The following is a 13,871-nucleotide window of genomic DNA, read 5'->3' on the forward strand; positions in this document are numbered from 1 at the left end:
TCCGGCAGTAGTCTTTTATACTAGCGGATCAGTATCCTTCAATAAATGATGCACTTATGAAGCGCCATTGTTTTGCAGGAAATATCCAGCGTGCAAAAAGGCAGAACGCCGGACAAAAGCTGAGTGAAAGTTTTTGATGCTTTGTCATGTAACCTTTTAACCGTTAAGTAAAAGGAAATAAACAATATGGTAATTACCTCCGCAAATTGACTTGTAAATATATGTTTCAAAACCGTTACCCAGTCGAAATATGAATTCCAACTCTACATTAAAACTTTTTGCGGTGCGAATGCTGGCGGCTGTGCTGGTTGCCGCCGCGCTGAACTCGTTTGCCGTGGCACAAGTCCTCGTCAAAGGGAAAGTGACTTCGAAAGAAGACGGTTCAGCAATGCCGGGCGTCAATGTGCTCGTAAAAGGTACGCAGACAGGAACAACTTCCAGTGCCTCGGGCGATTACGCGCTGGAAGTAAACGGCTCCGATGCGGTGCTGGTATTTTCATTTGTAGGATATGAGCAGGAAGAAGTACCGGTGGGCGGCAAAAGCATCATTGATGTTTCTATTGCACCCAGTGCCGAAAACCTGAAAGAAGTTGTGGTAACGGCATTGGGTATAAACAGGGAAACAAGGTCACTTGCCTATTCCGTCGGGGCGGTAAAAGGCGAAGAGCTTGTACGGGCCGGAAATCCCAACCTGATGAAATCACTGGACGGAAAAGTAAGCGGTGTCAACCTGACCAGTCTGAGCAGTGATCCGACTTCATCCGTTCTGGTAAATATCCGCGGGACAACGGCCATTCCTACAACCGGCGACGGCGGCGCGAATGTTGCCGTAAAAGGACAGCCGCTGTACGTCATCGACGGAATTCCTGTGGGGACACAGTCATTCACACAAAAAGACGGCGTTGATTTCGGGAACATCCTTTCGCAGCTGAACCCGAATGACATCGCTTCCATTACGATCCTGAAAGGCGGCAGCGCCGGCGCTTTGTACGGAGCCGAAGGCGGCAACGGCGTTGTGATGATCACGACAAAATCGGGCAAAGGTGCCAAAAAAGGATTGGGCGTTTCCTTTTCAACGATGGCAACCGTGGAAAAGCCGTATCAGTTTATCGAAAGCCAGATGGAATTCGGGCAGGGCGAAAGGGCGTATGAATGGCAGTACGACAACACCGATACGTGGGGCCCGAAACTGGACGGAAAATTTGTGTCGGATTACTGGGATATCAAGTCAAAAAGCTGGAAAAACGGGCCGATGGTTTCTTCCAATGAAAACCGTGTGAAAGCCTATCTGCAGACTGGAAGCACGATTACCAACAATATCAGTGTAACGGGCAATTATGACAAGGGATCTTTCCGGTTGTCGCTGTCTAATATGACGAACAAAGGCGTAATGCCGAATACCAAAACGCAGCAGAAATCGGTCAATTTCAATTCGCAGTATAACATCACAAACCGGATTACGGTTTCGGTCAATGCAAGTTACATCAATACATACAATCCGAACAAAGCCAATACAACCGGTTCCAGCAGCGTACTGAACAGCCTGCTGTTCAACATGCCGAGCAATCTGCAGCCGCTGGGCGATATGAAAAGTTACTGGCTCGACGGATTCGAAGGTTCCCGGCAAAACGGAGCCATTATGAAAGACAACGGCGTGGATGTTGCTGAAAACAATCCGTGGTGGACAACGTATGAGAAAATTCACCGTTTCAGCCGCGACAATTATTTCGGGAAATTACAGCTCAACTGGCAGTTTAACGATCATCTTTCTTTGCTTCTCCGTACCGGAATGGAAAATGTAAAGGAAAATTACGAACTGCGGAAATCGTGGGGTGAAAAAGGCGATCCTTACGGCCAGTATGTGTCAGGAAACAACAGCAGCATAGAAGCTAACTCGGATGCAATCCTTACATATAACCGGAATTTCGGAAGAATGTCGTTGACCGTTGCCGGCGGCGGAAATTACCGTTATACCAATACCAATGACATGGAAATCAATGGAAATGACTTGAATTCGCCCGCACTTTTTACTCTGGCAAACATCAGATCAGGAACCATGACCGTAGGCGGCACACCTTTTAATACTGCCCAGTCTTTCAGCGCATATGGAACGGCTACGGTTGGCTGGGACGATAAAATTTTCCTGGATGTAACCGGCCGTAATGACTGGAAAGGAATTCTGGATGAAGAAAAGATCCATTACTTCTATCCTTCGGCATCACTGAGCTGGCTCGCATCCGAAACGTTCAAGTTTCCGGAAGCATTTAACCTGGTCAAATTCCGGCTGGGGCTTGCCGACGTAGGAAACGGTCTGGTCAGAAGAAGATCCATTGATACATACAGCTATGACACCAATCCGTGGGGCCCGATCAATACCGTAAGCCTGAATGCAACGATTGTGGACCCGAACCTGAAAGCACAGCACTCCATTACGCAGGAAACCGGAATTGATCTCTGGCTGCTGCAAAACCGCATCAAATTTGATTTTACCTATTTTATAAAAGAACAGAAAAATCAGATCGATAACATTCCGCTGGTGCAGGGAACAGGCTATTCGGGATTGCTTACCAATATCGGCGATGTGCAAAGCAAAGGCTACGAATGGGGCCTGACTTTTTCACCGGTTAAAACCCGGGATTTTTCGTGGGATGTTTCCGGAAGCTTTACGCATTACAAGGCAACAATCACCCGGTTGTCAGACAGCTTTGCGCCGAACGGCTATGTATTTGCCAATTATGACGGAAAAACAAAAGTGAAAATCGCAGAAGGCGAAACCATCGGGAATATTTATGAAGAAAACCCTGTTTTAAGGGTGAAAAAAGGAAAATACGCAGGGATGCCGCTGCTGGACGGTGACGAAGGCAAAATCCAGAAATCCGCCGATGAAAGAGACCGCGGCCAGCTTGGAAACTTCAACCCGGATTTTATACTGGGACTGAATACAACATTGCGTTACAAACAGTTTACACTGAATATGGTCGGCAGCCTGCGGAAAGGCGGAAAGTACGTTTCTGTTAACCAGCAATATCTGGAATCGAACGGAAGGGCAGTAACAACATTGGGCTCGGGCGACAATAATCCGCTCTGGCAGGGCGGCCGCGATGCGGAACACGGCGGAATGGTCTGGCCGGCAGTCGGCGCAAGCCAGTATGATGCCATTAACAGCAACAATGACGATAAACGTTCTGATTTCCAGGATGCAAGTTATGTTAAAGGCGTTTTCCTGAACCCGGCTTACGAAGGCAATCCGGAAGATGCGCAGGATTCGGATTACATTGTAAACGGTGCAGACCCGAACAATACCTTTTACGATTTCCCGTATAACGGTTACGGCGACATTATATGGAACTTTACCTCTACAAGAACTTACGACGCTACCAATTTCAAAATGCGGGAAATTTCCCTTGCATACACGCTGCCGGCAGGCCTTGCAAGAACATACAAGCTGAATAACGTAACGCTTGCGCTCGTCGGCAGAAACCTTTTTCAATGGAACAAGTCCGGCCGACATGAAGATCCGGAATCTGCGTTCACCGGCGTTGGCGCCAATCAGGGCGTGCTGAGGGCTACTTTGCCGAGCATCCGTTCGTATGGCTTTAAACTTTCTCTTGATTTTTAATGACAACTTTTCTTTTGAAAAATATGAAACTGAGCGTCAGAATATTTTCCATCATGGCCATTGCCGGGCTTGTTTCGTGCAGTGACGATGAATTAAGAACTTACGATTCTCTGCAGCAAAAGAATGCTGTGGAATCCGTGAATGATCCGTATCTGCTGGCTTCCATAATCAAGAAAACAGCGCTTTTTTATCAGAAAATGGGCTTTGATAACCGGATGCTTCCCGGCGCAGTGCAGCATATGGAAAGCAATTACCAAAGCGGCGACAACTTTTATTCGGGTTTCAAATCGCCCGTGAACGACATGTACACGGCCATGGATATTCTCAAACTCATTGACGGCGGCATCGGGCTGGCCGAAACGCGGGATTCCAAAACGCATCAAGGCATTTTCAAGATTTTCCGGGTGCTGCTTTTTTCCTACATGACGGATTTTTACGGAGACGTATATTACTCTGAGGCGCTTAAAGCACGCGAAGGCATTCTTTATCCGAAATATGACAAACAAACGGACATTTATACCGGATTGCTGAAAGAACTGGATGAAGCAAATGCCCTGATGGCGGCAGGAACTGAAACCATATCCGGCAGCTATGATCTGATGTTTGCCGGAGATAAGGCAAAATGGCAGAAATTTTCAAATTCATTGAAGCTAAGACTATTGATGCGGGCATCGGCCAAGTTGCCGGATGCCGCTGCAATGATTTCCGCACTGGCAAACGAACCTGTACTTTCCGAGGCGACAGAAAATGCATCCATATCCTATATCGGGACAGTTGGCGGTGATAATGGCAATTCCTGGACAGGCGGACCTTTAAACTGGGGAACAATCGATAATTTTGATACCAGAAGACCAGCCAAAACCTTGGTCGATAAACTTACCGAACTGAATGATCCGCGTATGCAGATCTGGTTTGCGCCGGTGGAAAAACCCTGGACAAGCGATCCTGCAAAAAATGGCGTAAGTTTTACAACAACCGATCCCAACGGCTATACTTACACATCAACGTGGGAATACATCAACCGTAAAAACAAAGACATTGCAGCCTATGCCACAAAAGACATTCTGATTGATTCCAATAAAGTTTATGTCGGATTTATAGCCGGAATGCTCAGCGACTGGAAAAACGGAAACGGACATTACGATATAGCTGCCGGTGGGACTGTTGGCAATTTCAAGGTTTCCAAATTTTCCAAACTGTTTCGGGAAGATAAACATCCGTTGTTAAAAGCCATGGTCATGAACAGCGATGAAGTGCAGTTTATATTGGCCGAGGCTGCTGCAAAAGGGCTTATTTCAGGAGGTGCAGATGCTTATTACCGTAAAGGAGTCACCAATTCCCTGCTTCGCTGGGGCGTAAGCGCGGATGCTGTGGCGAAGTATCTTGCACAGCCGGCCATTGCACTTCCTGCAGACAAAGCCGGGCAGCTGGCAAAAATTGCGGATCAGAAATGGATCAGTCTTTTTATGGTTTCCGCCGAAGCATACCTCGATCTGCGCAGAACCCGGCTTCCGAATATTTTCAACAACGGACGGCTGAGTGGCTTTCCTTTTCCGGAGCGCTACCGTTATCCGGGCAATGAACTGGGCCAGAACAAATCGGCTTACGACGAGGGCGTTTCGTCACTTACGCCTGCCGTGGATGATCAGTTTTCCAAAATGTGGTTACTAAAATAAAAAGGTTTCAACAACGTGCAGTCAGCTTATTCGAATAAGGAACTGGCAATAAACGGCGGTCCGAAAACGGTGAACAAACATTTTCAATGGCCGGTTTTCAGCGACGCGGAAGTAAATGCCGTAGCTGCTGTTGTCGAAAGCGGAAAATGGGGAAATCCGGACTGCGGTGACGAAGTCCGGAAATTTGAAATTGAATTTGCGGCATTTTGCGGAAGTAAATATGCAGTAACCTGTGTAAACGGCTCCGTTTCATTACGTATTGCTCTGATGGCTTGTGGTGTAAAGGCGGGCGATGAAGTCATCGTTCCGCCTTATACTTTTATTACAACGGCCACTTCCGTAATCGAGTGCAATTGTGTGCCCGTATTCGCAGACATTGATCCTGAAACATACAATATTAGCCCGGCAGCGATTGAAGAAGCCATTACACCGCAAACAAAGGCAATTATTGCCGTGCATTTCGGAGGCTTGGCCTGCGATATGGATGCGATTATGGCTATTGCCCGGCGCTATAATCTGAAAGTAATTGAAGATGCCGCGCATGCACACGGAGCCGAGTACAAAGGCAAAAAGCTGGGAACAATCGGCGATGCAGGCAGTTTCAGTTTTCAGTCTTCCAAAAACCTTACTTCCGGAGAAGGCGGGATTGTCATTACAAATAATGACGAACTATTTAAAATGATGCATTCGCTGCGAAATGTCGGGCGCATTGAGGGCGGCCAGTGGTATGATCATTACAATCCGGGCTGCAATTACCGGATTACGCAAATGCAGGCCGTGCTGCTCTCACAGCAGCTGAAACGGCTGGATGAACAAACGCGCAAAAGAAATGAAAACGGACTTTATCTAAATGCTTTGCTTAATGAAATCAGTGGTATTTTGCCTTTAAAAAGAGGTACTAAAATTACTCTACACTGTTATCATATTTACATTTTCAAATACGACGCTTCTAGGTTCGGAAATCTTCCAAAGAACCAGTTTGCTGAAATGCTGGCTGCGGAAGGCGTTCCATGTTTCAAAGGATATCCGCATCCCTTGTACAAGCAGCCACTTTTCCGGAACAAAAACTTCATGTGCTACGCCATTCCGGAAACGGTAGATTACAGCCAGGTTTTCTGCCCTGCTGCCGAGCAGGCATGCACAACGGACGCCGTCTGGATTTTACAGCACGCCCTGTTAGGCGACAGGCAGGATATGGAAGCATTTGCGCAGGCTATTCTGAAGATACAAAGGCTGGTTTGTTGAAGCCTTGTTGTACTTAAACATTAATTGTTATTTGTTGTCATGGATTATCAATTGTTGTCATGAATTGTCATGGGTTGACATTTTCCTTTTTGTCCAAAGTTATACTTCACATCATTGAAGCGTTATGGTAAATCAATAAACGGAAGCGGTGCTTTATCAAAAGGAAAAAAGAAACTGCTGCAAAAGGAAGATAATACCGCAAATGAAAGTATAAAAGTAACTCGTTGGCACTTTATGCAATATGAAGTATCTTTAAAAAGTAGTTTTACAGAAATGTATTTACTTGACAATCAATTGCACGAAATTTATCTTAATTAATCTATGCGTACAATAATACTGGTTGCAGGGATCATTATTGTGCTCGTTTTGGGAAAGCTGTTTGTTTTTTCCAAACCCGAAAAGAATAAAATCTCCGATGATAAAAAGGGTGCTAATGGCAAGAACCTCAGTTCCGGCGCAGGCAGCGGCATTCCTGTGAATGTGTTTGTCGTGGGTCGGGAATCGATTGAAAACCAGATATTTGCTTCCGGAACAGTGCTTCCGAATGAAGAAGTAAATCTGATGTCTGAAATTTCCGGCAGGCTTGTAAAACTCGATATTCAGGAAGGATCTCTGATCAGTAAAGGACAGCTTATTGCCAAAATAAACGACCGGGAGCTTAAAGCACAGTTGCAGAAAGTCGCTTACAATCAGGAACTCAGCAAGAAAATAGAGGAACGTCAGAAAAAACTTTTGAATGTAGAAGCGATAAACCTGGAAGAATACGATGTTACTTCCAATAACATCCGGTTACTGGAAGCTGAAAAGGAAGTTATCGAAGCCCAGCTGGAAAAAACGGAAATCCGTGCGCCTTTCAGCGGCAGGATCGGGCTTAAATACATCAGCGAAGGTGCGTATCTCGCACCGGGAACTTCCATTGTGACGATCGTCCAAAGTAATCCGGTGAAAATAGATTTTACTGTTCCTGAAAAATATACGCCTAATATAAAGGTTGGAAATGTTGTAAAATTCAGTCTGGACGGCGACCCGGCAACTTATAACGCCAGCATTATTGCTATTGATCCGAAAGTGGACGAAAACATGCGTACGCTGAGAGTAAGGGCCGTAGCCAAAAACCCGGGCGGCAGGTTTGTGCCCGGCATGTTTGTGAAAGTGCTGGCGGACCTTGAAGCCAACCGATCGGCCATGATGATTCCGACCGAAGCCATTGTACCGGTTTTGAAAGGGAAAAAAGTTTTTATTGTCAAGAATGGAAAGGCACAGGAAGCACTGGTAACGACGGGCTTACGTACGGATAAAAGGATTCAGGTGATTGAAGGACTGAATCCGGGCGACTCTCTGATTACTTCGGGCATCATTGCCATCAAACCGAATACCGCAGTTAAGGTAAATTAATATCGAAAGCATATTTGCCTGCAACGGCATGTCCGCAGGTTCTAACTCTTTACTATGAGTATTTCAACACTTTCCATCAAACGCCCGGTTCTTGCCATTGTCATGAACCTGCTGATTATCCTTTTTGGATTTCTAGGGTATAAGTTTCTTGGTATGAGGGAGTTTCCTTCCATTGATCCGCCTGTGGTCTCCATTCGGACGAGTTATACCGGAGCCAATGCGGACATTATTGAATCGCAGATAACGGAGCCGCTCGAAAAACAGCTGAACAGCATTGAAGGGATCAAATCCATTAACTCGACGAGCAGCCAGGGTACAAGCCAGATTACCGTAGAATTTGATATCGGCGTGGATATGGAACGCGCTGCCAATGACGTGCGCGATAAAGTGGGTTCCGCTTCCAGAACATTGCCGCTGGATATCGACGGCCCGCCTGTCGTCAGTAAAGCCGATGCCAACTCGGAACCGATCATTGTTCTTACTTTTAAAAGTGACACCAGGTCACATCTGGAAGTGAGCGATTATGCGGAAAATGTGATTGCACAGCGTCTTCAGACGATAGAAGGCGTAAGCGAAATACGGATTTTCGGCCAGAAAAAGTATGCGATGCGCATCTGGATGGACCCTGTGAAAATGGCTTCGCTGGGCATTACTACGCAGGATGTCAAACTGGCGCTGGACAAGGAAAATGTGGAACTGCCAAGCGGAAAGCTGGCCGGAGACAATACCGAACTGACCGTAAAAACCATCGGAAGGTTTCGTACTGAAGAGGATTTCAATGAAATGATCATCAAGAGTTCGGCTACGCAGACTGTTCATTTAAAAGACATCGGAAATGCGCAGCTCGGGCCGGAAAATGAAGAAACAATCCTGCGGCTGGACAATGTCCCGATGATCGGACTTGCCATTTCACCCATGCCGGGCGCGAATTATCTGAACATTGCGGAAGAAGTGAACAAGCGCATGGCCGATATCAAAAAGGAATTGCCGAAAGATTATCAGCTGGATACGTTGATTGACAATACCATTTTTGTAGAAAGATCGATTGAGGAAGTCGGTGAAACGCTGCTGATTGCCATTGTGCTTGTCGTGATTATTATTTATCTGTTTTTCCGTGACTGGCTCATTGCTTTCCGTCCGCTGATCGATATTCCGGTTTCGCTGATCGGAACTTTTTTCGTGATGTACATCATGGGATTTTCGGTGAATGTATTGACGCTGCTTGCCATTGTACTGGCGACGGGATTGGTTGTTGACGACGGAATTGTAGTTACCGAAAATATTTTCAAGAAAATAGAGCAGGGGATGGGCCCGATCGAGGCGGCCATCAAAGGAGCGAACGAGATTATTTTTGCCGTATTGTCCACTTCCATTACGCTGGCTTCTGTTTTTCTTCCTGTGATTTTTATGGAAGGCTTTGTCGGGAAGCTGTTTAGAGAATTTGGTATTGTCATTTCAGCTGCGGTTCTGATCTCTGCCTTTGTTTCGCTGACACTGACACCGATGCTGAACGCTTACCTTGTCAGAAAGACGCATAAGAAAAGTTGGTTTTACGAGAAAACAGAACCTTTCTTTGAACGCATTACAGACAATTACGGCAATGCACTGGCACAATTCCTGAAAATGCGCTGGGTTGCTATTCCATTGGTTGCGATGACGCTGGGCATGATCTGGTTTTTCGGCAAAGGCTTGCAGTCTGAACTTGCGCCGCTGGACGACCGGAACTGGTTCCGCATCAATATGACGGCGCCGGAAGGTTCTTCTTTTGAATTTACAGACCGCTATGTGCAAAATGTAGGTCAGATGCTGATGGATTCCATGCCGGGCAGAAAAGGTTTGATGCTGATTACTTCGCCCGGAAATTCAGGACTGGGCGCTGCCAATACCGGAAGCGGCAGGATTGCACTGGTTGATAAAAAGCTGAGGAAAGAATCACAGCAGGAAATTGCCGATTACATTAACCAGAAACTGAAACAAATGCCGGATGCAAAATCCTTTGTCGTTCAGCAGCAAACCATATCCGTGGACTCGCGCGGCGGATTGCCGATCCAGTACGTCATTCAGGCTCCCGACTTTGAAAAGTTGCGCGAGTACCTGCCGAAATTCATGGAAGAAGCATCCAACGACCCGACTTTCGCAATTACGGACGTAAACCTGAAATTCAGCAAGCCGGAACTGCAGATCGTTATTGACCGTGAAAAAGCCAAGTCGCTCGGTGTTTCGGTTCAGGATGTTGCGCAAACCATGCAGTTTGCATTTGCTGGCCAGCGGTTCGGATACTTTACAATGAACGGAAGACAATATCAGGTGATCGGGCAATATGACCGTATAAACCGGGACGAGCCTTTGGATCTGAAAAGCATGTTTGTAAAAACCGGATCGGGCAGCCTTGTACAACTGGATAACATCGTCAGGGCGGAAGAAGAAAGCAGCCCGCCGCAGCTTTTTCACTATAACCGTTACATGAGTGCAACGGTACAGGCCGCACTGGCACCGGGAAAGACAATCGGTGACGGCATTGCAGCCATGGACCGTATCCGTGACAAACTGAAAGATGAGGCCATACAAACTTCGTTAAGCGGATCTTCACGGGATTATGCCGAAAGTTCTTCCAATACGATGTTTTCTTTCTTTCTGGCACTTGTGCTGATTTACTTTATTCTGGCAGCACAATTTGAAAGCTTTGTGGACCCTTTCATCATCATGTTCACTGTTCCGCTGGCTATTGGCGGCGCCGTTTTTTCACTATGGTTTTTTGATCAGACCTTGAATATTTTCAGCCAGATCGGAATGATCATGCTCATTGGACTGGTGACAAAGAACGGAATCCTGATTGTTGAATTTGCCAACCAGCTTCGTGAAAAAGGAATGGATAAACATCAGGCTGTGCTCGAAGCGGCAACGTTGCGTTTCAGGCCCATTCTGATGACAAGTCTGGCAACCATTCTCGGCGCTTTGCCGATTGCCATGGCGCTTGGTTCTGCCGGCAGGAGCCGTATGTCCATGGGAATCGTAATAATGGGCGGGCTGCTGTTTTCACTTGTATTGACGCTTTACGTCATTCCTGCCATTTATACATTCTTTTCAAGACCGAAAGATTTTGAAAAAATGAAAATGATCGAACAGATTGCCAGTGAAAGTGAACTTGTGGACCCGGCTTAAATATGCTTTTTGCCCATGCTTTTCAGCATTCTTACATGCGAGCCGAGTGCATTGGTGAAATTCCGCTTTGCATTGTAATCCAGCCCGAATTCAATCGCCGTTTGCCTGACGATCGGCGATAAGGCATGATAATGAATATGCGAGATTGACGGAAACAAATGGTGCTCGATCTGATAATCCAGCCCGCCGATATACCATGACAAAATCCGGTTTTTCCCGGCGAAATTGGATGTAGTCTGCAACTGATGAACGGCCCATGCGTTCTCTATGCTGCCGCTGTTGTCGGGAGCAGGCTGATTGGCGCCTTCCACAACGTGCGCCATCTGAAAAACAGTGCTCAGGATCATTCCTGCGGTGCAGTGCATGATGAAAAAACCTGCCAGCCATTCTCCGAAAGTCAGCGTTGTAAAACAAAGCGGAATGACGCAGATGAAAGCAACATAAGCCAGCTTTGTAAAAATCAGCCGCACCAGTTCTTTCTTCGGAAAAGGCTTGGTCATTCCTGATTTTGACATTTTATTAAATAAGGAAATTTCCTTGAAGTCTTTCCATAGAAAGGAAATGGTCATGAGGCTGTACAGAAAAAATGCATAAATATGCTGAAAGCGGTGAATGTACTTCTGCTTTTCCTGAAAAGAAAGTCTTAGCAGAAATTTGCCCGTTATGTCTTCATCCACTTCATGAATGTTGGTATACGTATGATGCAGCCTGTTGTGCTGCACTTCCCAGTTGTAGGCATTTCCGCCAAGCAGATAAATGGATGCACCAAAAAAGCGGTTCAGGATATTGGAAGTTGCCAGCGATCCGTGAATGGCATCGTGCATAACGGACATACCAACGCCGGCAACGCCAAAGCCCATTATAATAGCCAGCACAGCCATGCCCAAACCGGAAAAATAACCTGAAAGGATCAGCAAATAAGGGATGAGATAAAGACCGAGCATAAAAAAAGCCTTGTACAAAATCTTTTTTCCTCCCGATTTGCAAAGTTCATTGGAAGCAAAGTACTGGTCTACACGTTGTCGGAGTGTTGGAAAAAAGGTGCTTTTTTCTACATTGACAAACTTGATTTTTTGGTATTGCATAAGAAAGGAAACAGAAAGGTATTGGGGCTCATATATATACGTTATTAAAGAACGGTAGGAAGTCGCATTTATTAGCCTGATTATCAAAATGTAATGGGCCAGTTTAGTAAAAGCACCTTTCTGTTGAGTTAAGGGTATGTTTGGGCAATAAAAAAGTCAGGGCCGGTAATTTGCCGGCCCTGACTTTTATCAATTAAATAATCTATATCGCAAACTTTTCCTTGATGGCATCCACGAAGTCAAGCTTTTCCCAGGTAAACAATTCTACCTCAACTTCCTTTTCTTCCCCGTTTGCACCTTTGAAGGATTTCTTCACAATCTCGTTTTTTCTGCCCATATGTCCGTATGCAGCCGTTTCCGAATAAATCGGGTTGCGCAGTTTCAGGCGCTGCTCAATGGCATAAGGGCGAAGGTCAAAAATTTCACCGATTTTGGCGGCAATCTCACCATCATGATCAGCAACTTTGGATGTTCCGTAAGTATTCACATACAGTCCGCAGGGCTCGGCCACACCAATCGCATACGAAACCTGTACAAGCACTTCTTCACAAAGGCCGGAAGCAACCATATTTTTGGCAATATGGCGCGTGGCATATGCTGCCGAGCGGTCCACTTTGGAAGGATCTTTGCCCGAGAATGCACCGCCGCCATGAGCGCCTTTGCCGCCGTACGTATCCACAATAATCTTGCGGCCCGTAAGTCCCGTATCTCCGTGCGGCCCGCCGATTACAAACTTGCCGGTCGGGTTAATATGGAAAGTAATGTCGTCAGTAAACAGATGCTGCAATTCAGGCTTAAGCTTTGCTTTTACGCGGGGAATCACAAGGTTGATCACATCTTCTTTGATTTTCGCCAGCATGGTTTCTTCCGAATCAAAATCGTCGTGCTGCGTGGAAACCACAATCGTATCAATGCGCAAGGGAACGTTTTCGTCGCTGTACTCAATCGTAACCTGTGACTTTGCATCCGGACGCAGGTAAGGAATCAGAGACGGCTCATTATTCCGGATGAACGACATTTCCTGAAGGATCTTGTGTGCAAGGTCCAGCGCAAGCGGCATGTAGTTATCCGTTTCGCGGGTAGCATAGCCAAACATCATTCCCTGATCGCCGGCGCCCTGTGCATTGGCCTTTTCTTCAAAGCTTTCAGAAGCCACAGCTCTATCCACTCCCTGATTAATATCCGCGCTCTGATCATGAATGGCTGACAAAATTCCGCAGGAATTGGCTTCAAACATGTATTCGCTCTTTGTATAACCGATTTTCCTGATTACTTCACGCGTTATTTTCTGAACATCCAGATAAGTGTTGGTCTTAACTTCGCCGGCCAGAACAACTTGCCCCGTAGTTACCAAGGTTTCGCAGGCTACTTTACTGTTGGTATCCCAGGCTAAGAAATTGTCGATTAAAGCATCTGATATTTGATCGGCTACCTTGTCAGGATGTCCTTCAGACACGGACTCCGAGGTGAATAAATATGGCATAAAGTTGAAAATGTTAATTGTTCATTCCGAATGGAACTATGCTGTTAGTGTATGAATTAAAAAACAAAATTGAATTTTTTTGAGTCATTAACCAAATAAAAAGGCTGGAAAAAACCATGTCAGGTACAATGGGTGTACATACAAAATGAATTCTGACAAAATAAAAAACCCTGCTTAACAGCTTTAAGCAAGGTTTTTCATTTCAG

8 protein-coding genes are annotated in these 13,871 nt (G+C 46.0%); 6 read left to right on the forward strand and 2 right to left on the reverse strand.

Translation table 11 applies throughout. From position 1 onward, the window contains the following. Positions 1-250 precede the first annotated feature (250 nt). From FEM33_RS20800 to FEM33_RS20825, 6 genes are all read left to right on the forward strand, one after another. Complete coding sequence (locus FEM33_RS20800) at positions 251-3,619, forward strand: SusC/RagA family TonB-linked outer membrane protein (RefSeq protein WP_139013910.1); 3,369 nt, start codon at positions 251-253, stop codon at positions 3,617-3,619. Further along, positions 3,619-5,295 (forward strand): SusD/RagB family nutrient-binding outer membrane lipoprotein, encoded by a 1,677-nt coding sequence (locus FEM33_RS20805; protein ID WP_229214336.1) that lies wholly within the window; start codon positions 3,619-3,621, stop codon positions 5,293-5,295. Before FEM33_RS20800 ends, FEM33_RS20805 begins: the two co-directional genes overlap by 1 nt. A gap of 15 nt (positions 5,296-5,310) precedes the next feature. Further along, the gene (locus tag FEM33_RS20810; RefSeq protein WP_139013911.1) at positions 5,311-6,540 is read left to right on the forward strand and encodes a DegT/DnrJ/EryC1/StrS family aminotransferase; all 1,230 of its coding nucleotides are present in this window, start codon (positions 5,311-5,313) and stop codon (positions 6,538-6,540) included. 114 nt (positions 6,541-6,654) lie between these two features. Continuing rightward, complete coding sequence (locus FEM33_RS20815) at positions 6,655-6,858, forward strand: hypothetical protein (protein WP_139013912.1); 204 nt, start codon at positions 6,655-6,657, stop codon at positions 6,856-6,858. 3 nt (positions 6,859-6,861) lie between these two features. Further along, the gene (locus tag FEM33_RS20820; protein WP_139013913.1) at positions 6,862-7,935 is read left to right on the forward strand and encodes an efflux RND transporter periplasmic adaptor subunit; all 1,074 of its coding nucleotides are present in this window, start codon (positions 6,862-6,864) and stop codon (positions 7,933-7,935) included. 54 nt (positions 7,936-7,989) lie between these two features. Next, complete coding sequence (locus tag FEM33_RS20825; RefSeq protein WP_139013914.1) at positions 7,990-11,097, forward strand: efflux RND transporter permease subunit; 3,108 nt, start codon at positions 7,990-7,992, stop codon at positions 11,095-11,097. Here FEM33_RS20825 and FEM33_RS20830 read toward each other — a convergent pair. Both FEM33_RS20830 and metK read right to left on the reverse strand, forming a co-directional pair. Further along, positions 11,094-12,182 (reverse strand): fatty acid desaturase family protein, encoded by a 1,089-nt coding sequence (locus FEM33_RS20830; RefSeq protein ID WP_139013915.1) that lies wholly within the window; start codon positions 12,180-12,182, stop codon positions 11,094-11,096. The genes FEM33_RS20825 and FEM33_RS20830 overlap by 4 nt on opposite strands. Positions 12,183-12,384: 202 nt before the next feature. After that, positions 12,385-13,665: a methionine adenosyltransferase gene (gene metK / locus FEM33_RS20835; RefSeq protein ID WP_139013916.1), complete on the reverse strand. Its 1,281-nt coding sequence runs from the start codon at positions 13,663-13,665 to the stop codon at positions 12,385-12,387. Positions 13,666-13,871: the final 206 nt, after the last annotated feature.

Origin of the sequence: Dyadobacter flavalbus (assembly GCF_006149045.1) — a bacterium.
In the GTDB taxonomy this organism is placed as follows: domain Bacteria; phylum Bacteroidota; class Bacteroidia; order Cytophagales; family Spirosomataceae; genus Dyadobacter; species Dyadobacter flavalbus.